The sequence below is a fragment of the Pseudarthrobacter sp. YAF2 genome, from assembly GCF_052113345.1.
In the GTDB taxonomy this organism is placed as follows: Bacteria; Actinomycetota; Actinomycetes; order Actinomycetales; family Micrococcaceae; genus Arthrobacter.
The window spans coordinates 66780-86576 of sequence record NZ_JBFRDA010000019.1 but is presented as its reverse complement, the minus strand read 5'-3'; the positions used below and the strand labels follow the sequence as shown (position 1 = coordinate 86576).

Below are 19797 nucleotides of genomic sequence, written 5' to 3'. Positions count from 1 at the left end.
TATTCGCCCAAGGCGTAGCCCACAGCCCCTGCCCAGCCTTGCCCCGTAGACTGGCGTTATGTCAATACCTGCCGCCAGTTCACCGCTCAAAGCCGTCCTTTGGGACATGGACGGGACTATCGTGGACACCGAGCCGTACTGGATCGCCGCAGAGCGGGCACTGGTGGAAGCCCATGGGGGCACCTGGAGCCACCAGCAGGCAATGCAGCTGGTTGGGCAATCACTGACCTTCTCTGCCGGACTGCTGCAGCAGTCCGGCGTCCAAATGGAGATCCGAGACATCATTGACACCCTGACGGCCCAGGTCATCAGCAGCGTCCAGCAGCAGGTGCCATGGCGGCCCGGCGCCCGTGAGCTCCTGGAAGAGCTTCACCAGGCCGGGGTCCGGTGCGCCTTGGTCACCATGTCCGAGGGTCCACTGGCCCGGGAAGTGGTGGCCAACCTTCCCAGGCCCTACTTCGAAGTGCTGGTGACCGGTGACACCGTCTCCCAGGGCAAGCCACATCCGGAGGCATACCTGACGGCAGTGGAGTTGCTGCAGGAAAACGACCCCGGGCTCGGTATCCACCATTGCGTGGCGCTGGAGGATTCCGTGCCGGGCGTGGCTGCGGCAGTTGCCTCCGGGGTGGCAACAGTGGCAGTACCGCACATCGTTCCCCTGCCCGACCACGAGAGCTACGAACTGTGGGACTCCCTGGCCGGCCGTTCCCTGGCGGAGCTGGAAGCCCTGCTGGTGGGCGCTGGTTCCGAAATCCCCGCGCCGGCCGGTTTGGGTGATTCCCGTGGCTGAGGACAGCACCAAGCCCGGCACGGGCCGGGAGGCCCCCGGACGGCGCGAAGGGATCCCGCTGGGACGCATTGCCGGCGTGCCCGTGGTTCTCGCCTACTCGTGGTTCGTCATTGCAGCCTTCACAGTGATCGTCTACGGGCCGGTCCTGGCACGAAACAACCCCATGCTGGGCGCCAGCGCCTATGTCGTCGCTTTCGCCTACGCGGTGCTGCTGCTGATCTCGGTGCTTGTGCACGAACTCGCCCATGCCTTAACAGCGAAAATCTACGGCTGGCCCACCCAGAAAATCGTCCTTAACCTCTGGGGCGGCCACACCCAGTTCGAGAGCTTCACGGCTTCGCCCGGACGCTCCGTGCTGGTAGCCCTTGCCGGACCGGCAGCCAACTTCGTCCTGGCCGGCGGCGCGTGGCTGGTGCTTGGCACCAACAGCCTGGGCAGCGTCGCCGAGATCCTGACAAACATCTTCATGTGGGCCAACTTCCTCATCGGTGTCTTCAACGTCCTTCCGGGCCTCCCGCTGGACGGGGGCCGGCTGGTTGAGTCCATCGTCTGGAAAGCCACCGGCAGCCAGGCGAAGGGCACCGTGGCTGCCGGCTGGGGAGGGCGGATCATCGTCCTCGCCATCGCGTACTGGTTCCTGCTTCGCCCCTTCCTCGCCGGTGACCGCCCGGACTTCAGCTTCCTTATGATCACCGTCCTTGTCGGCGGCTTCCTGTGGATGGGGGCTTCGGCATCCATCCAGCAGGGCACACTGCGCGGCAGGCTTCCACTCGTCAGCGCAGCAACATTGTCGATGCCCGCGGCCGGGCTCCCCGCCACCGCCACCGTCCGGGACGCCCTCCGCCTCTCAGAAGCAGGGGGAAAGGCTGTTGTGGTGTGCGGATCTGACGGCCGCCCGCAAGGTGTGGTGGACCCGGACGCCCTTAGGTCCGTCCCGGTTGCCGCGGCGGATTCGACGCCGATCCACGCCGTCTCCTTCGCCCTGGCCGAGGGCGCCTATGTCCCCGAATGGTCCAAGGGGCAGGAACTGGTGCAGTTCCTGTCGCAGGTTGAGGGCCGCCACTATGCCGTGGTGGACCACAACGGCAAGGTCACCGGACTGCTGACGCAGGAAGCTGTCCTGGCAACCATCACCGGAAAGCGGCCGGGGAACGATAGCTACCCTCAGGGCCAGAACCGGTAGAGTTACCTGCCGGTCATGCATTGCGGCCGCAGAAGCCAACCGGCGTCCGAAGGGGCCGTTGGACTGCGGCCCAACAGGTTTACAGGAGCGAGGAAAATCATGAGCAGCGAAACTGCCGTCAACGACGCCCAGGGCGCAGCACAAGCCGGTGTTGCCACCAGCGGCTCGCAGCCGGTGGGAGCCGCCCGTCGCCGCGGCCCTTTCCGCGAGGGGGAACGCGTCCAGCTGACCGACGAACGCGGCCGGATGAACACCATCACCCTTGAGCGTGGCGGCGCCTTCCACACCCACCGCGGCTTCCTCAACCATGACGAGATCATCGGCCAGGTGGACGGCTCCGTTGTTGTCAACAACGTGGGCCAGCAGTACCAGACCCTGCGCCCGCTGCTCTCCGACTTCGTCCTCTCCATGCCGCGTGGCGCCGCCGTCGTCTATCCCAAGGACGCGGGCCAGATCGTCACCATGGCGGACATCTTCCCCGGCGCCCGCGTGGTGGAAGCCGGCGTCGGATCCGGAGCACTGTCCATCTCCCTGCTGCGTGCCGTCGGCGATAACGGCTACCTCCACTCCTTTGAGCGCCGCGAGGAGTTCGCGGACATTGCCCGCGGCAACGTTGAAACGATCTTCGGCGGTCCGCATCCTGCCTGGCAGATATCCCTCGGGGACTTCCAGGAAGAAGTGGTCCGGGCCGAGGAACCGGGCTCCGTGGACCGTGTGGTCCTGGACATGCTCGCACCTTGGGAATGCCTCGACGCCGTCGCCACCGTGCTGGCACCCGGCGGCGTATGGATCAACTACGTCGCCACGGTCACCCAGCTCTCCCGCACCGCCGAAGCGATCCGGGCCGACGGCCGCTTCACGGAGCCCGACGCGTGGGAGTCAATGGTCCGCGGCTGGCACCTCGAAGGGCTCGCCGTCCGCCCCGACCACCGCATGGTGGCCCACACCGGGTTCCTCCTGGTCACCCGGCGGCTAGCCGACGGGGTCACCGGAATCTCGGTGAAGCGCCGCCCGTCGAAGACCGAATTCAACGAAGAAGACGTCAATGCCTGGACCCCCGGGGCCGTGGGGGAACGGGCCGTATCGGACAAGAAACTCCGCCGGGCCGCCCGGGATGCCATCGCCGGCACGAACGTCGTGGACACGCCCGAGGTTACGAACTAGTCCATATTTCGGGAGTCTCCATCCCTACCCGGCATCTTGGGACTAATGTCTTAAGAGAAGCGCAGGAAGGGGCTGATACATCATGGAGACTCCAAACCAGGACTCCGGACGTACACCGGCAGAGCAGTCTGCCGCCAACGACCTCTCGGTTGCTGACCGCCAGGTCAACATACTTCGGGACAAGCTCAGGCACATCGACCGCCAGCTCGCAGCGGCAACCCAGAACAACACCAAGCTGGTCACCATGCTTGAGACCGCGAAAGCGGAAATCCTGCGGCTCAAGAATGCCCTTGACCAGGAAGGGCAGCCGCCGTACAGCTTCGGCACCATCCTGCAGATCAACCCCAAACGGCAACCCGCACCCGGCAGCAGCGGACAAGCCGCTACCGAGGAATCAGTGGACATCTTCAACGCGGGGCGGAAGATGCGGGTGGGCATCAGCCCGCTGGTCAACATCAATCAGTTGGCCGTCGGGCAGGAAGTACTGCTGAACGAGGCACTCCTGATCGTCGCCGGGCTCGGTTACGAGCGGGCCGGCGAGCTGGCCACGCTGAAGGAAATGCTGGGACGCGACCGGGCCCTGGTTGTAGGCCGGGCGGACGAAGAACGCGTTGTCCGCCTGTCCGGTGCCCTCCTGGCCGAAAAGCTCCGGGTTGGCGATGCCCTCTCCATCGATTCACGCACCGGGTATGCGCTGGAGAAGGTCCCCCGTTCCGAGGTGGAGAACCTGGTCCTGGAGGAAGTCCCGGACATCACTTACGAGGACATCGGCGGCCTCGGACCCCAAATCGAGCAGATCCGCGACGCCGTCGAACTGCCGTTCCTGCACCCGGACCTTTACCGTGAGCACGGGCTGAAGGCCCCCAAGGGGATCCTGCTCTATGGTCCTCCCGGTTGCGGCAAAACCTTGATCGCCAAGGCAGTGGCCAACTCCCTCGCTGCCCGGGCAGCAGAACGGTCCGGGAACGTTGACCTCAAGAGCTACTTCCTCAACATCAAGGGGCCCGAACTCCTCGACAAATATGTGGGTGAGACCGAACGCCACATCCGCCTGATCTTCTCCCGCGCCAGGGAAAAGGCCTCCGACGGCAGCCCCGTGGTGGTGTTCTTCGACGAGATGGACTCGCTCTTCCGCACCCGCGGCACCGGGATTTCGTCCGACGTCGAGACCACCATTGTGCCCCAGCTCTTGAGCGAGATCGACGGTGTGGAACGACTCGACAACGTGATCGTGATCGGCGCGTCCAACCGTGAAGACATGATCGACCCCGCCATCCTCCGGCCGGGCCGGCTGGACGTCAAGGTCAAGATCCAGCGCCCGGACGCGGAAGCCGCCGCCGACATCTTCAACAAATACATCACCCCGGACCTGCCGTTCCACGAATCGGACCTGGCCGAACACAACGGTGACGTCCAGGCGACGGTTGACGCCATGGTCCAGCGCACTGTGGAAGCCATGTACTCCACGGACAAGTCCAACGAGTTCCTGGAGGTCACCTACGCCAACGGTGATACCGAGATGCTGTACTTCAAGGACTTCAACTCGGGCGCCGTGGTACAAAACGTGGTGGACCGGGCCAAGAAATACGCCATCAAGGACTTGCTGACCGCGCACCAGAAGGGGCTGCGGATCGAGCACCTCCTGCGCGCTGTCGTCGATGAGTTCCGCGAACACGAGGACATGCCCAACACCACCAATCCCGACGACTGGGCACGCATCTCCGGCAAGAAGGGCGAACGGATCACCTACATCCGCACCATCGTCCAAGGCAAGGCCGGGCAGGAGCCCGGAAAGTCGATCGAAACCATGCCCACCACTGGACAGTATCTATGACGGGTGCACAAGGACCTGCCGTCGGGGAGGCCCTCCCCGTCGGCGGGGCCATGCGGGTCATGGGGGCGGAAACCGAATACGGCATCCATGCTCCGTCCGCACCCTCCGCCAACGCAACCATGATGAGTGCCCGCGTTGTCCAGGCCTACGCCCAGGTCACCCGGCAGCGGGCGGCCGGGGGAGCCGAAACCCGGTGGGATTATACGGATGAAGAACCCCTGCATGATGCCCGGGGCTGGACAGTGGACCGTGGGTCTGCGCATCCCAGCCAGCTGACCGACCAGCCGCCGGTGCTTGATGCAGAGTCCGTAGCGTTGGCCTATGGCCGTGAGGAACTTGAGCTCGACGGCCAGGATGAATCCGGGTCCCTGTTGATGAACATGGTCCTTGGCAACGGGGCTCGGCTCTACGTTGACCATGCCCACCCGGAGTACTCAAGCCCCGAGGTGACCAACCCGCGCGACGCTGTGGCCTGGGATGCCGCGGGCGACCTCGTGGCGCTGGCCGCCGTCCGCCGCCTGGCAGCGGACCCCGCCTTGCCTCCGGTGAACCTCTACAAGAACAACACGGACAACAAGTCAGTTTCCTATGGGTCGCATGAAAACTACCTCATGCCCCGCTCCGTGCCGTTTGGCGACATTGTCCGCGGGCTGACACCTTTCTTCGTCAGCCGCCAGGTGGTGTGCGGAGCCGGGAGATTGGGGATAGGACAAGACAGCTCCACGCCGGGCTTCCAGGTCAGCCAGCGGGCCGACTTTTTCGAGGCCGAAGTTGGGCTGGAAACCACAATCCGCCGGCCCATCATCAACACCAGGGATGAGCCTCACGCCACCGCTGACAAGTACCGGCGCCTTCACGTGATCATTGGAGATGCCAACCTCAGCCAGGTCTCCAACTACCTGAAGTTCGGTACCACCGCCTTGGTCCTCAGCCTGATCGAAGCTGGACTGGCGCCAAAAATTGAGGTCTACGAGCCCGTCACGGCACTCAAGACGGTCAGCCACGACACGTCGCTGACCGCGAAGCTGCGCCTCCTGGACGGCCGGCGGGTGTCGGCTCTGGACCTTCAGTGGATGTACCACGAGGCCGCCGCCAAACTTGCGCAGGACACCGGTGTGGGTGACGCCCTGGACGGCGACGGCCACACCCACGGGGTCCTGGAACGGTGGGCCACCGTCCTGACGCAACTGGATAACGACAGGACAGCCGCCGCAGGGTCGGTGGAGTGGCTGGCAAAGCTGTCCCTCCTGGACGGTTACCGCCAGCGCGACGGCCTGGAATGGAGCGATGCCCGGCTGGGCCTGGTGGATCTGCAATGGTCCGACATCAGGCCGGAAAAGGGCCTGTACTACCGAATGCTGGCCAGGGGCCGGATGCAGCGCGTGGTAGACGACGCCTTCATCGCTGCCGCCGTGGCAGAGCCCCCGCAGGATACGCGGGCGTTCTTCCGCGGAAAGTGCATCAGCAGCTTCGGCAAGGATGTCGTGGGCGCCAGCTGGGATTCGGTGATCTTCGACGTACCAGGGTACGGACGGCTTCAACGCGTGCCCACCCGCGAACCGTTGAGGGGAACCAAAGACCTGACCGGAGCGTTGTTTGAACGCTACCGGGAAGCTGGACCGTTCCTGGGAGAACTGCTGGGACACAACAGCGCTCCGCCTGCGGCGTAAACCGCGCCGGAATGCCCGTCCCGTGGCAGGATGGGGATATCGGAGGATCCGCCGGATCCGCCGGAAGCACGAGGAGGGAAACCGATGGCAGGCCAGGAGCAACAGCAGCCGCAGTCACGTGACAGCCAGGTCGAAGACGACATTCCCGAGGCACCCCCGGCATCGCCCGAGGCGCAGGCATCGGCGTCGACAGAAGGCGTGGACGACCTCCTGGACGAAATCGACGGCGTCCTGGAATCAAACGCCGAAGAGTTCGTCCGGGCGTTCGTCCAAAAAGGCGGCCAGTAACCCGGACCCGATGGGTGGCGGAAGCCGCGGCCGGCCGGAAACTGTACCGACGTTGAAGTACCACGTTCAAGGAGTGATGAGTGCAGGAATCAACCGCCAACCAGGTAGCCGCCAACGCCACCTCGTCCTTTACCGAACATCTGCAGCGGGACCGGCCGGAATTATTGCCCTTTGGCCGGTCCCTGACCGGCATTGCGTCCGCGGCTGCCCCCGTGCAGGTTCCGCACGCCACCACGATCGTTGCCATGAGCTACAACGACGGAGTCCTGATGGCGGGCGACAGGCGGGCCACCATGGGAAATATCATTGCCAGCCGGCACATTGAGAAGGTTTTCCCCGCGGACAGGTTCTCGGTCCTTGGCATCGCGGGAACAGCCGGCATTGCGATCGACCTGACCCGGCTGTTCCAGGTTGAACTTGAGCACTACGAAAAGATCGAGGGCACCCAGCTCAGCCTCGAGGGCAAGGCCAACCGCCTTGGCGCCATGATCAGGGGCAACCTGCCCATGGCATTGCAGGGCCTGGCCGTAGTTCCGCTGTTCGCCGGTTTCGACACCGGCGCCAACGTGGGCCGGCTGTTCTCCTATGACGTCACCGGAGGCAGGTATGAGGAACACGAGCACCACACGGTGGGCTCGGGTTCCGTATTTGCACGCGGCGCCCTGAAGAAGCTTTGGCGGCCCAGGCTCACCGCCGCCGAGGCGCTGTCCGTCGCAGTGGAATCCCTCTACGACGCCGCCGACGACGATTCCGCCACCGGCGGACCAGATACCGTCCGGCAGTTGTGGCCGGTCGTCTACACGGTTGACAGGACGGGTGCCCGCCGGGTTCCGGATTCCGAACTCTCGGCCGCCTCGCGAAGCGTTATCGAGTCCCGCACCATCGCCGGACGGGAGGCCTGAGATGACGCAGCAGTTCTACGTCTCGCCCGAACAGCTGATGAAGGACCGCGCGGATTTCGCGCGGAAAGGCATCGCCCGTGGCCGCTCCGTGGTGGTGATCAGCTGCGCAGACGGCATCGCACTGGTCGCTGAGAACCCCTCGCCGTCATTGCACAAAATCGGCGAAATCTACGACAAGATCGCTTTCGCCGCCGTGGGGAAATACAACGAATTCGAAAGCCTCCGCCAGGCCGGTGTCCGCTATGCCGACGTGCGCGGCTACTCCTACGACCGCGAGGACGTAACCGCCCGCGGCCTGGCCAGCGTGTACGCGCAAAGCCTGGGGGCGGTCTTCACGGCCGAACAAAAGCCCTTCGAGGTGGAGCTTGCCGTGGCTGAGGTAGGCCCGACCCAGGCCGACGACCACCTCTACAGGCTGACCTTTGACGGCTCGATCGCCGACGAACACAGCTTCGTCGTCATGGGCGGCCAAGCCGAGAAGGTCTCCTCCACCATCGGCGCGGGCTGGCAGGCCGCCCTGGGTTTCGCCGACGCCGTACGCCTGGCGCTGAAGGGGCTTTCGCCCGCCGCGGAGACGGACCAGCCTGCCACACCGCTGCCCGCAAGTGCACTGGAAGTGGCAGTCCTGGACAGGCTTTCCGAAAGCTCCCGCGGCTCACGGCGCGCATTCCGCAGGCTGAACGACGCGGACATTACGGCATTGCTGGCCTAGGAGGACCACATGGACAAGAGAATCTTCGGTATCGAAACCGAATTCGGAATCTCCTACTCAAGCCCCGATTCGAGGCCTCTTGCTCCTGAGGAGGTGGCCCGGTACCTCTTCCGCAAGGTTGTCAGCTGGGGACGCTCATCCAACGTGTTCCTCACCAACGGTTCCCGGCTCTACCTCGATGTCGGGTCCCATCCCGAGTACGCCACCGCCGAATGCGATGACCTGGCCCAGCTGATCGCCCATGACCGCGCCGGTGAGCTGATCCTTGACGACCTCGTGGATGAGGCCCAGGCACGGCTTGCCGCCGAAGGCTTCAACGGCACCGTGTACCTGTTCAAGAACAACACCGACTCAGCCGGCAACTCCTACGGCAGCCACGAAAACTACCTCATCCCGCGGCGCGGAGAGTTTTCCCGCCTGGCCGAGATCCTGATTCCGTTCCTGGTGACCCGCCAACTCATCGCAGGCGCCGGAAAAATCCTGAAGACTCCGCACGGAGCCACGTATGCGTTTTCCCAGCGCGCCGACCACATCTGGGAGGGTGTCTCCTCGGCCACCACGCGGTCACGGCCCATCATCAACACCCGCGATGAGCCCCATGCGGATGCTGAGTTCTACCGGCGGCTGCACGTCATCGTCGGGGACTCGAACATGTCAGAGGCTACGGCCCTGATGAAGGTCGGCACCGTGGACCTGGTCCTTCGGATGATCGAAGCAGGGGTGATCATGCGCGACATGCGGATGGAAAACCCCATCCGCAGCATCCGCGAAATTTCCCACGACCTCAGTGGCAGGGCACTGGTGCGGCTCGCCAACGGGCGCCAGCTCACCGCCCTTGAGATCCAGCAGGAGTACCTCAGCAAGGTCACTGCTTTCGTGCAGGAGCATGGCGCCCACAACCCGCACGTTCCAGTGATCCTCGACCTGTGGGAGCGGACCCTGCATGCGATCGAAGCCGGTGATACCAGGAGCATCGACACCGAAATCGACTGGGCCATCAAGAAGAAGCTGATGGACAACTACCGCGAACGCCATGGCCTGGGCTTGGAGGCGCCACGCATCGCCCAACTGGACCTGACGTATCACGACATCTCCCGCAGCCGCGGCATCTACTATTTGCTGCAGTCACGCGGTGCCGTGCGCCGGATCGTTGACGATACCGTCATCAAGGGTGCCGTGGACGCGCCGCCGCAAACCACACGTGCCAAGCTGCGGGGCGACTTCGTCCGGCGGGCACAGGAGCTGGGACGCGACTACACCGTGGACTGGGTACACCTGAAGCTCAACGACCGTGCCCACCAGACGATTCTCTGCAAGGATCCTTTCCGCAGCGTGGATGAGCGCGTCGATGCGCTGCTCGACTCTATGGGCTGACGTCCAGCTTCAGGGTCTATTCTGGATAAGGTCCCTTTAACGGGACCTTCCACGACACTGTCCGCTGCCATGCGGAATGTCGTATCCACCCTGCCCCGACGAAAGTTTTCCTACGTGCGCCGACTACTAGCAATCCTCCTTCCCGGCCTGCTGCTGCTGACCGCCTGTGGAGGCACAGCTTCACAGCCTGGGCCCACCAGCCAGTCCGCCGGGGACACTGCAAAGTTCGACTCCCTCAAGCTGACCGACAACGGGGACAAGAAGGCCCCGGGCGTGGACTTTGACAAGCCCCTGGCCGTCACCGAACCGACCATTAAGGTCGTCTCGGAAGGCAGCGGCGATGCCGTCAAGGCGAACCAAGTGGCCAAAATCTCCATCCTGGCCCTCAACGGCACGGACGGTTCCCAGTTGGAGGACACGTTCCCCAGCGAGCCCGAGAGCCTTGAGCTGACCGACGACCTCAAGACCAGCAGCCCGGTCATCTACAACGCGTTCGTTGGCGCCAAGGTTGGATCCAGCCTGGCGCTGGCCGTCCCCGGCCAGCAGAGTGCCCCGTCGGCAAGCCCCAGCCCGTCCGACGGCGCCAGTCCCAGCCCGAGCGCTGCAGCTGATCCCTCCCAGTTGCTGATTATCAAGGTTGTTTCCGCTGCCGACTCCACTCCTGTCCTGGACAAACCCCAGGGCGAGACCGTGACGCCACCCCCCGGCCTGCCCACCGTGACCGAAAAAGACGGTGTACCGGAAATCAACGTTGCGGGTGCTCCTGCACCCACTGCCCTGGTGTCGCAGGACCTGATCAAGGGCACCGGCGCCACCGTCAAGGAATCGGACACCCTGACCGTGAACTACGTTGGCGTCAATCTCGCCGACGGCACCAAGTTCGATTCCAGCTTCGACCGCGGCCAGCCGGCCACCTTCCCGTTGACCGGTGTCATCAAGGGCTGGACCCAGGGCCTGGCCGGTAAGACCGTAGGTTCCCGCGTCCTGCTGGTCATCCCCAAGGACCTGGCTTACGGCGATGCCGGCCAGGGCCAGGCAAAGGGTGACCTGGTGTTCGTAGTGGACATCCTCGGGGTCAAGTAGCAACACTTACAGGGAGGCCGCATCCTTTCGCGGCACCCACCAGATCACTCACGCAGAGGAGCAAGCATGTCGTTTGGACAGCGGGAATTCGACCGCCAGAAACCCGAGATCGATTTTCCGGAAGGCGACGTCCCCACGGAACTGGTCATCACCGACCTCATTGAGGGCGATGGCCGGGAAGCCCAGGCGGGGGACACGGTCTCCACCCACTACGTCGGCGTGGCCTGGTCCACCGGCGAAGAGTTCGACGCCTCTTGGGGCCGCGGCGCACCGCTGGACTTCCGGGTCGGCGTCGGCCAGGTCATCCAGGGCTGGGACCAGGGCCTGCTGGGCATGAAGGTCGGCGGCCGCCGCCGTCTCGAGATCCCGTCCGAGCTGGCGTACGGCTCCCGCGGAGCCGGTGGGGCGATCAAGCCCAACGAGGCACTGATCTTCGTCGTGGACCTCGTCGGGGTCCGCTGACTTCCAGCCCACCACAACACCCGCAAGCGCGGCAGCATGGAGATGTTCCCATGCTGCCGCGCTTTCGGTTTTCGGCGGGGGAGTTTAGTAACGTAGCCAAGGTGTCCGTATCCCGCACTGAACGACTCCTCAACCTTCTGATCGCGCTCCTGAATACCCGCTACGGGCTGCGCCGCAGCGAACTGCGGGAAAAGGTCTATCACGACGCCTCCGGCAACGACATTGCGTTTGGGCGGATGTTCGAACGCGACAAGAATGATTTGCGGGCAATGGGTTTCGACGTCGAGACCCTGACGGACTCCGGCTGGAGCGAAGACGACCCCGCCACCACCCGTTACCGGATCGGCAAGGAATCCAACAGGCTGCCCGACGTCCAGCTGGGACCGGAGGAATGGACCGTCCTGCTGCTGGCTTCGCAGCTCTGGGAGCGGGCCGCGTTGGGTGCGGCCGCCCAGAGTGCGCTGCGCAAGATCCAGGCGTCCGGGCGGCTGGCGGAGATTGAACTCCCCGCCGGCGTGCAGCCCCGGATCAAGCCTGCCGGGCAGGCCTTCGATGACATCGTCACCGCCATGCATGCCAAGCATCCCGTCAGCTTCACGTACCTGGCCGGCAGCACCGGCAGGGAGGAAGGACGTGTGGTCGAGCCCTGGGGCCTTGGCAGCCGCTTTGGCCAGTGGTACGTGATGGGGTACGACCGGACCCGGAACGCGCCCAGGCATTTCCGCCTTTCCCGGTTCACCAGCGCGGTGACCACCCTGGCCAAGGAACAGTACTCACCGCCGGCAAACTTCAGTATCCGCGCCGAACTGGACCGGCTGCCCGAACTGCCGCTGCGCACCGCCGTCGTGGACGTCAGGAAGGGGCGCCTCCTCGCATTGCGGAGCCGCGCAGCAGGCGCCTCAACGCACGAGCCAAATGCACAGCCGAACGATGGCTTTGACCGGCTTGTCCTGGAGTACCGCGATCCGGAAGTGCTTGCCGAGGAACTGGCCTCCTACGGGCCGGACGCCCGGGCACTGGCCCCGGAAGACCTCGCCTCGGCAGTGCGCCGCCGCCTTCGGGCCGCCGCAGCCTTCAGCGCCTCACCCGTCCCCGCCTACACGTTCGCTGACGTCCACGCCCTGGCAGCCCGCAAACGCACCTCCGAAGACCAACTCAAGCGCATGCTCCAGCTGGTCCCCTTCCTGGTTCACAACCAGGGCCTGCACATCCAGGATGTAGCAAGGCATTTCGGGATTACCCGCGAGGAACTTGAGGCTGATCTCCAGATCCTCATCTGCTCCGGGCTGCCCGAGGGGTACCCGGATGATTTGCTCGATATCCAGTGGGAAGATGGCCACGTCTTCATTTCCCAGGACCTCGACCTGAAGCGGCCCGTCCGGTTCACCGTCGAGGAAGCCTGCGCACTGCTGACCGGCCTCGAGACGCTCAACGGCCTGCCGGACCTGCCCGGTGGAGGAGCGCTGGAATCGGTCACCCTCAAGCTGCTCGCCGCTGCCGGCGAGGAGGGTCTCCGGGCAGCGTCCATCGCCGGACCGCAGGTGGCGCCCGCAGACGCCGAAACCCATGCCACGGTCCGGCAGGCCATCGAATCCCGCTCGCAACTCCGGCTGACGTACCTGTCGCCCCAGCGGGACGCGGTCACGGTTCGCGACGTCGACCCGCTCCGGCTCTATTCACTGGACAACACCTGGTATTTCGAAGCCTGGTGCCACCAAGTGTCCGGGCTTCGGAATTTCCGGCTGGACCGGGTGCAGGAGGTGCATGCCAACGGCGCACCCGCCAGCGGGCACGCCACGCCCACCGGCGGAGTGCCGGCAAAGCTTTTCACCGCCAACGACGACGACACCACAGTGATCATCCAGCTCACCCGGCAGGGGAGGGGACTGGCAGACGACTACTACGCCGAGCGAATTGCGGAACTGCCCGACGGCGGTCTGGTGGCCGAGATCAGGTTTGGCAACACGGCGTGGCTGCCGATGTTCGTGGCCCAGCACGGGGGCACGGCAAGGATTCTGGCGCCGGCAGAACTTGCCGGTGCGGCAAGCGACTGGCTCGCGGCGTCGCTGGCAACCTACGGCGGATAGACTTCCAGCATGCCTTGGTGGTCCTGGATCCTGATCTGGATAGCGCTTGTCGCCGTATCCCTGCTGTTCTATGTCCTGTTGGGCATCCGTCTCTACCGCCAGTTCATGGCGACGGTAAAGGACCTGGGCGACGCGGGCGCCAGGCTGGGAAGCCTGGGCCCGACAGTGTTGCCGGAGGAGCCCGCCGATCCATCACATGTCGTGCCGGGTTCGGCCGTTTTTGCCTCGCCCGCCGTCATGCGACATGATTACGAGGCATCCAAATCGGCCAGGCGCGAAGAACGCCGCCGCCGTCGAGTGCAGCGCAAAAAGGACCGGGGCCAGCCGCAGGCGCTCGGAGATCTCGACTTCACATAGAAGTAGGATGTAATTAGAGGAAAGGATTTCCCGTGGGAAGACTCTTTGATGGCCCCTGGCCCATCGTCATTATCATCGTCGTAGCTTTGCTTCTCTTTGCCGCGCCCAAGCTTCCGGCCATGGCCCGCAGCCTTGGACAGTCCATGCGGATCATCAAATCCGAGGTCAAGGAAATGAAGAACGACGGCAAAGCCGAGTCCTCCGAGCCCTCCGGCCCGGTGGAAGGCACCATCGTGAACCATCCCAAGGCGAAGCCCGCTGAGCCGACAGACGGCACTGACGTTCCGCCGTCGACCCGCGCCTGACCTCCCGTGGTACTGTCGCGGGGCCGTAAAGCCAATCCCGAGGGCCGCATGTCCCTGTGGGAGCACCTCAAGGAACTGAAGAACCGGCTGATCAAGTCGGCCATCGGGGTCGTCATCGGCGGCATTGGGGGCTGGATACTTTACGATCCGCTGCTGAAGGCCCTGGCCGAACCGGTCAACAGGATCTCCGATGAGACCGGCGGCCTGGCAGCCATCAACTTCGGAACCATCGCCTCGCCCTTTGACTTCAAGCTCCAGATGTCGCTCCTCATCGGGGCGGTGATTTCCAGCCCCATCTGGATCTACCAGCTCTGGGCGTTTATCACCCCCGGCCTGACGTCCAAGGAACGCCGATACACCCTGGGCTACATGGCCGCAGCCATCCCGTTGTTCCTTGCTGGAATCTGGGTGGGCTGGCTGGTAGTTCCGCAGGTGGTCCACGCCTTGACGCAGTTCACCCCCGCAGGCTCCTCAAGTGTCATCGACGCCCGGACCTACATCGAGTTCGTTACACGCATGGTACTGATGCTGGGCCTGGCTTTCCTGGTCCCTGTGGTGCTGGTCGGCGTCAACATGGCAGGCCTGGTTTCCGGGCGCACCATTCTCAAGGCTTGGCGCATCACGGTCTTCCTCGTCTTCGTCCTGGCAGCTGTTGCCGCCCCGGGCGCGGACGCCATTTCAATGTTCATGCTCGCCGGGCCCCTGCTGGCGCTGTTCTTCGCAGCCATCGGGATCTGCATCATGAATGACAAGCGGCGCGACCGCCGCCAGGCCAAGCAGGTTGCCGAAACCGAAGCCACCGCGGACGTAGCCACCCCAAGCAGTGAACTCAAGAAGCTCTAGCCTGCCGCTAGGCTTGGGATATGTCTTCCAACACCGGGTCGTTCTCCACCGGACCCACCGATTCCGAAGAACTGTCACCCGCTGAAAGGTACCGCGCCAGCGCTGAACACAGGGCTGAGGCCGCCACGTACCTCGGACAGTTTTCCGGGACCCTTGAGTTCGAGCTTGATGACTTCCAGCGGAAGGCCTGCCGTTCCCTGCAGGAAGGCAGGGGAGTCCTGGTGGCGGCCCCTACCGGCGCCGGCAAAACCATCGTTGGCGAGTTCGCCATCTACCTGGCGCTGCAACGGGGCCTGAAGGCTTTCTACACCACGCCCATCAAGGCACTCAGCAACCAAAAATTCAGCGAGCTTGCCGCCAAATACGGCGCGGAGAACGTGGGGCTCCTGACCGGTGACACCAGTATCAACGGCGACGCGCAGGTAGTGGTCATGACCACCGAGGTCCTGCGGAACATGCTGTACGCCGACTCTGCGACCCTGGGCGACCTTGGCTACGTGGTCATGGACGAGGTGCACTACCTTGCCGACCGGTTCCGCGGGGCGGTCTGGGAAGAAGTCATCATCCACCTGCCCAGTGAGGTCCAGGTCGCTTCCTTGAGCGCAACGGTCTCCAACGCCGAAGAATTTGGTGCGTGGCTGGACACCGTGCGCGGCGACACGGACATTATCGTTTCCGAGCACCGTCCGGTTCCGTTGTGGCAGCACGTCATGGTGGGGCGCCGGATCATGGACCTGTTCGCCGGCGAAACCACGTTCGACGAGATCGCCCCGCCCGGCGGGGAAGAAGACGATCAGGCGCCCAAACAGGACAAAGCCCGCGAGAGCGCCAAGGGCCGCGGCTTTGACGTCAACCCGGAATTGCTCGACGTGGCGCGCAGTGAAATCCAGCAAAGCTTCCGGAGCCGGCAAGGGCCGGGGAAACGCGGCCAGCGCGGCCGGCGCGGCAACGACCGTCCGGTCCGCGGCGCCGAGCCTGCAGGGGTGCGCCGGGCCAGCCGTCCCCAGGTGATTGCCAGCCTTGACCGGATGGATCTTTTGCCGGCCATCACCTTCATCTTTTCCCGTGCGGGGTGTGAGGGAGCGGTCGCCCAGTGCGTCGCGTCCGGCCTGTGGCTCACCACGGAAACCGAACAGCGGATCATCGCCCAGCGCGTTGACGAAGCCGGGCAGGATATTCCACCGGACGATCTCGACGTCCTTGGCTTTTGGACCTGGCGGGACGGATTGCTCAGGGGTTTCGCGGCCCATCATGCCGGTATGCTGCCCACCTTCAAGGAGGTGGTGGAGAAACTCTTCGCCGACGGCCTGGTCAAGGCTGTCTTCGCCACGGAGACCCTCGCCCTGGGCGTGAACATGCCAGCGCGCTCGGTGGTGCTGGAAAAACTGGACAAGTTCAACGGTGAAGCCCACGTGGACATCACGGCCGGTGAATACACCCAGCTCACGGGCCGCGCCGGCCGGCGCGGCATCGACGTCGAAGGCCATGCCGTGGTGCTGTGGCAGCCGGGGACGGACCCGACGGCGGTCGCAGGCCTCGCCTCCCGGCGCACCTACCCGCTGAACTCGAGTTTCCAGCCCACCTACAACATGAGCATCAACCTGCTTGCACAGTTTGGCCGGGTACGGGCCCGGGAAATCCTCGAGTCGTCCTTTGCGCAGTTCCAGGCCGACCGTTCCGTGGTGGGGCTCGCCAGGCAGGTCCGCAGCAGGGAGGAATCCCTCGCCGGCTACGCCAAATCCATGACCTGCCACCTGGGCGACTTCACCGAGTATGCCCGGCTTCGGAGGGAACTGTCCGACGCCGAGAACGCCACGTCCCGCACCAAATCCCGGGTGCAAAAGTCGCTCAGCGACGACTCCCTGGCCCGGTTGCTGCCCGGTGACGTGGTTAACGTTCCCGCTGGACGTGCGCCAGGACCCGCCGTCGTCCTCAGCTCTGACCATGGCAGCCGCGAACCGCGGCCGGCCGTCCTCACCCTGGACAACCAGCTGCGACGGATCGGCACGGACGATCTCGAGGGACCCATCGCTCCGGTCACCCGGATCCGCATCCCCAAGTCCTTCAATGCCAAGGTGCCCAAGTCACGCCGCGACCTCGCATCATCGGCGCGGAACGCGCTGCGCGAGAACCGGCCGCCCGCGCCCGGCCAGAACCGGAACCACGATTTCGGCCGTGCCGCAGCACTGCCCAACCAGGAAAAACGCATCGCCGATCTCCGTCGTGCCCTCCGCGCCCACCCCTGCCACGGCTGCAGCGAACGGGAAGACCACGCGCGGTGGTCCGAGCGCTGGTGGAAGCTGCGGCGCGAAACGGACGGCCTGGTCCGCCAGATCCAAGGCCGCACCAACACCATCGCCAAAACCTTTGACCGGGTCTGCGACGTGCTGTCTACCTACGGCTACCTGGAAGACACCGGAGACGGCCGGCTGGTCATCAGTCCCGATGGGCAGCGGCTGCGCCGGATCTATGGCGAGAAGGATCTGCTGATCTCCCAGTCACTGCGGCTGGGCGCCTTCGACGACCTCGACGCCACGGAAGTGGCAGCGCTGGCCAGTGTGCTGGTGTACCAGGCCAAACGGGAGGACCGGGGGCTGCGGCCGCGTATGCCCAGCGTCTCACTGGAGACGTCTGTGGACATCGTGGTCAGGGAATGGTCCGCGCTGGAGGATGTGGAGGAGGAGAACAAGCTTCCGCTGACCGGCGAGCCCGAGCTGGGGCTCGTGTGGCCGCTGTACAAGTGGGCCCGGGGGCGCCACCTGCAGGACGTCCTGAGCGGGACCGACCTCGCCGCCGGCGACTTTGTCCGTTGGGTCAAGCAGGTGGTGGACCTTCTGGACCAGCTGGCAAAAATCCCCGGCCTGGATCCGCGCCTGTCACGGCTATGCGTTGAAGCCATCAACCTGATCCGCCGCGGCGTCGTAGCCTACTCGTCCGTTCTCTGATCCTCGTACCCCGCCGGTCAGCACCGGCCCGTTCCCACCCCAGGAGTCCTGCCAACCATGCCCCACCCCGATTCCACGTCCCGTCCCGCCCCGGTGCTGTACCGCAACGGATCCGTCTACACGGCGGCGGACCCGTTCGCGACAGCCATGCTGGTGGATGGTGACACCGTCGCGTGGGTTGGGTCTGAACAGGCCGCAACGTCCATCGCCGACAGCTCCATGGAGATCATCGACCTTCGCGGCGCACTGGTGGCCCCCGGCTTCGTTGACTCGCACATGCACCTGACGGAAACCGGCATCGCACTGGAATCCTTGCAGCTTGGCTCAGCCACTTCTGCCCGGGCGCTCCTCGATGCCGTCGCCGGTGTGAAGGGTGAGGGAACCGTGCTGGGGCACGGCTGGGATGAGACTGCGTGGCTCGATCCCACGCTGCCGACGGCGGAGGAACTGGAGCGGGCGGCCGGGGGCAGGCCGGTCTACCTGTCACGGGTGGACGCGCACTCGGCGCTCGTTTCAACGTCCCTTGCGGAGTCCGCGGACCTTCGGAGCCAGGACGGGTTCGACGGCGGGGCGAGGGTGATCCGGGCAGCACACGCTGCGGCGCGGCTGGCAACGCGGCAGTTGCCGGCTGAGGTCCTGGAAAGGCACCAGGCCCGGGCCCTCGCCGAGGCCGCCGCCAATGGGTACGTGGCCCTTGCCGAGATGGGTGCGCCCCATATCGGCGGCGCCGACGACCTGAGGATGGCCGCAGCCTGGAACGCACAGGATGCGGCCGCCCGGCCGGTTCCGGAGGTCCTGCCGTACTGGGGTGAGGCGGCTTCATCGGAGGAGCAGGCTGGCGCCCTCGTCGCACAGTTCGGCGGCGCCATCCGCGGGCTCGGCGGAGACCTGAATATCGACGGATCGCTTGGCTCCCGGACCGCGGCCCTGCGTGCCGGGTACCACGACGCTGGACAGGAGCGCGGCGCCCTCTACCTGGATGTTGACCAGGCCGCGGCGCACCTTGCCGCCTGCTCGCTGGCCGGTATCCAGGGCGGGTTCCATGTAATTGGCGACGCCGGACTGGACGTTGCCCTCGAAGCGCTTGACCGTGCCGCCAAGGAAGTAGGCGCACAGCGGGTGCGCGCCGCCGGCCATCGCTTTGAGCATGTTGAGATGGTGGATGCCGCGGCCGTCGGGAGACTGGCTTCCTATTCGGTGACTGTGAGCGCCCAGCCGGCGTTCGACGCAGCCTGGGGCGGACCCGGGGGCCTGTACGAGCGGAGGGTGGGGGAGCGGAGTCGGTCCATGAATCCGTTCGCCACCTTCTACGCGGCAGGGGTTCCTGTGTGCTTCGGCAGCGACAGCCCGGTGACACCGCTGCGTCCCTGGTCCAGCGTGCGCGCCTGCGTGGAACATCACAACCAGGACGAAAGAATTTCCGCACGGGCCGCGTTCCTGGGCCACACCCGCGCCGGCTGGAGGGCCGCCCGGCACGCCAACCCGATGGCCGGACAACTCGTCCCCGGAGCCCCGGCAAGTTTCGCTGTGTGGGAGGTGGAGGAACTCATGGTGCAGGTGGCTGACGGGCGGGTTCAATCGTGGAGCACCGATCCTCGCGCCAGGACCCCGCTGCTGCCGGCACTGGACACTGGTTCGGATCCTGTGTGCCTCCAAACGGTGAAAGACGGTGCCGAACTGTTTGCCAGCCCGGCCTTGCGGTCCTGAGCCGGGATTCTTCCGCCCTATAATGGGGAGTTGCGCCCGCCGCCGGCATGCCCGGCAACAGGTGCTCCGACCACTTCCACCAGGAAAGGCC

The 19797-nt window shown here is 65.1% G+C and carries 17 protein-coding genes; all 17 read left to right on the top strand.

The genetic code is table 11. The annotated features are described in order from the left end of the window. Positions 1-106 precede the first annotated feature (106 nt). The 17 genes from AB4Y79_RS18320 to AB4Y79_RS18240 all read left to right on the top strand — a co-directional run bounded on the left by AB4Y79_RS18320 (position 107) and on the right by AB4Y79_RS18240 (position 19706). On the top strand, positions 107-790 hold the full coding sequence (locus AB4Y79_RS18320) for an HAD family hydrolase (protein ID WP_441864951.1): 684 nt from the start codon (positions 107-109) through the stop codon (positions 788-790). Further along, the gene (locus AB4Y79_RS18315; protein WP_441864834.1) at positions 783-1973 is read left to right on the top strand and encodes a site-2 protease family protein; all 1191 of its coding nucleotides are present in this window, start codon (positions 783-785) and stop codon (positions 1971-1973) included. Before AB4Y79_RS18320 ends, AB4Y79_RS18315 begins: the two co-directional genes overlap by 8 nt. 99 nt (positions 1974-2072) lie before the next feature. Then, positions 2073-3137, top strand: a complete 1065-nt coding sequence (locus tag AB4Y79_RS18310; RefSeq protein ID WP_441864832.1) for a tRNA (adenine-N1)-methyltransferase — start codon at positions 2073-2075, stop codon at positions 3135-3137. An 82-nt stretch (positions 3138-3219) separates the two neighbouring features. After that, the gene (arc, locus tag AB4Y79_RS18305) at positions 3220-4971 is read left to right on the top strand and encodes a proteasome ATPase (RefSeq protein ID WP_308930945.1); all 1752 of its coding nucleotides are present in this window, start codon (positions 3220-3222) and stop codon (positions 4969-4971) included. Continuing rightward, the gene (gene dop, locus AB4Y79_RS18300; RefSeq protein ID WP_441864830.1) at positions 4968-6641 is read left to right on the top strand and encodes a depupylase/deamidase Dop; all 1674 of its coding nucleotides are present in this window, start codon (positions 4968-4970) and stop codon (positions 6639-6641) included. Before arc ends, dop begins: the two co-directional genes overlap by 4 nt. Before the next feature lie 84 nt (positions 6642-6725). Next, positions 6726-6929 (top strand): ubiquitin-like protein Pup, encoded by a 204-nt coding sequence (locus AB4Y79_RS18295; protein WP_308930943.1) that lies wholly within the window; start codon positions 6726-6728, stop codon positions 6927-6929. Between the two features lie 80 nt (positions 6930-7009). Then, positions 7010-7831, top strand: a complete 822-nt coding sequence (gene prcB, locus AB4Y79_RS18290) for a proteasome subunit beta (protein WP_441864828.1) — start codon at positions 7010-7012, stop codon at positions 7829-7831. A 1-nt stretch (position 7832) separates the two neighbouring features. Next, the gene (gene prcA / locus AB4Y79_RS18285; protein WP_441864826.1) at positions 7833-8543 is read left to right on the top strand and encodes a proteasome subunit alpha; all 711 of its coding nucleotides are present in this window, start codon (positions 7833-7835) and stop codon (positions 8541-8543) included. Positions 8544-8552: 9 nt separating this feature from the next. Beyond that, entirely contained in the window at positions 8553-9917 is a 1365-nt protein-coding gene (gene pafA / locus AB4Y79_RS18280) for a Pup--protein ligase (protein WP_441864823.1), read from the top strand. Between the two features lie 114 nt (positions 9918-10031). Then, positions 10032-11000: an FKBP-type peptidyl-prolyl cis-trans isomerase gene (locus AB4Y79_RS18275; RefSeq protein ID WP_441864948.1), complete on the top strand. Its 969-nt coding sequence runs from the start codon at positions 10032-10034 to the stop codon at positions 10998-11000. Between the two features lie 66 nt (positions 11001-11066). Further along, positions 11067-11462, top strand: a complete 396-nt coding sequence (locus tag AB4Y79_RS18270) for an FKBP-type peptidyl-prolyl cis-trans isomerase (RefSeq protein WP_285243018.1) — start codon at positions 11067-11069, stop codon at positions 11460-11462. A 101-nt stretch (positions 11463-11563) separates the two neighbouring features. Beyond that, entirely contained in the window at positions 11564-13549 is a 1986-nt protein-coding gene (locus AB4Y79_RS18265; protein ID WP_441864820.1) for a helix-turn-helix transcriptional regulator, read from the top strand. 9 nt (positions 13550-13558) lie between these two features. Then, positions 13559-13906 carry a hypothetical protein gene (locus AB4Y79_RS18260; RefSeq protein ID WP_441864818.1) on the top strand — a complete coding sequence of 116 codons (348 nt, stop codon included), beginning with the start codon at positions 13559-13561 and terminating at the stop codon, positions 13904-13906. A gap of 32 nt (positions 13907-13938) precedes the next feature. After that, positions 13939-14211: a Sec-independent protein translocase subunit TatA gene (gene tatA / locus AB4Y79_RS18255; RefSeq protein WP_387451954.1), complete on the top strand. Its 273-nt coding sequence runs from the start codon at positions 13939-13941 to the stop codon at positions 14209-14211. 48 nt (positions 14212-14259) lie between these two features. After that, positions 14260-15054: a twin-arginine translocase subunit TatC gene (tatC, locus tag AB4Y79_RS18250; protein ID WP_308930939.1), complete on the top strand. Its 795-nt coding sequence runs from the start codon at positions 14260-14262 to the stop codon at positions 15052-15054. A 20-nt stretch (positions 15055-15074) separates the two neighbouring features. After that, positions 15075-17999 carry a DEAD/DEAH box helicase gene (locus AB4Y79_RS18245; protein WP_441864816.1) on the top strand — a complete coding sequence of 975 codons (2925 nt, stop codon included), beginning with the start codon at positions 15075-15077 and terminating at the stop codon, positions 17997-17999. Between the two features lie 57 nt (positions 18000-18056). Then, a complete protein-coding gene (locus tag AB4Y79_RS18240) occupies positions 18057-19706 on the top strand; it encodes an amidohydrolase (RefSeq protein WP_441864814.1) in 1650 nt (549 codons plus the stop codon). The last annotated feature ends 91 nt before the right edge of the window (positions 19707-19797 follow it).

Coding starts and splice junctions, on each gene's coding strand:
- AB4Y79_RS18320 (WP_441864951.1), top strand. CDS start 107: ATGGACGGGACTATCGTGGACACCGAGCCGTACTGGATCGCCGCAGAG.
- AB4Y79_RS18310 (WP_441864832.1), top strand. CDS start 2,073: ATGAGCAGCGAAACTGCCGTCAACGACGCCCAGGGCGCAGCACAAGCC.
- arc (WP_308930945.1), top strand. CDS start 3,220: ATGGAGACTCCAAACCAGGACTCCGGACGTACACCGGCAGAGCAGTCT.
- dop (WP_441864830.1), top strand. CDS start 4,968: ATGACGGGTGCACAAGGACCTGCCGTCGGGGAGGCCCTCCCCGTCGGC.
- AB4Y79_RS18295 (WP_308930943.1), top strand. CDS start 6,726: ATGGCAGGCCAGGAGCAACAGCAGCCGCAGTCACGTGACAGCCAGGTC.
- prcA (WP_441864826.1), top strand. CDS start 7,833: ATGACGCAGCAGTTCTACGTCTCGCCCGAACAGCTGATGAAGGACCGC.
- pafA (WP_441864823.1), top strand. CDS start 8,553: ATGGACAAGAGAATCTTCGGTATCGAAACCGAATTCGGAATCTCCTAC.
- AB4Y79_RS18270 (WP_285243018.1), top strand. CDS start 11,067: ATGTCGTTTGGACAGCGGGAATTCGACCGCCAGAAACCCGAGATCGAT.
- AB4Y79_RS18260 (WP_441864818.1), top strand. CDS start 13,559: ATGCCTTGGTGGTCCTGGATCCTGATCTGGATAGCGCTTGTCGCCGTA.
- tatC (WP_308930939.1), top strand. CDS start 14,260: ATGTCCCTGTGGGAGCACCTCAAGGAACTGAAGAACCGGCTGATCAAG.
- AB4Y79_RS18245 (WP_441864816.1), top strand. CDS start 15,075: ATGTCTTCCAACACCGGGTCGTTCTCCACCGGACCCACCGATTCCGAA.
- AB4Y79_RS18240 (WP_441864814.1), top strand. CDS start 18,057: ATGCCCCACCCCGATTCCACGTCCCGTCCCGCCCCGGTGCTGTACCGC.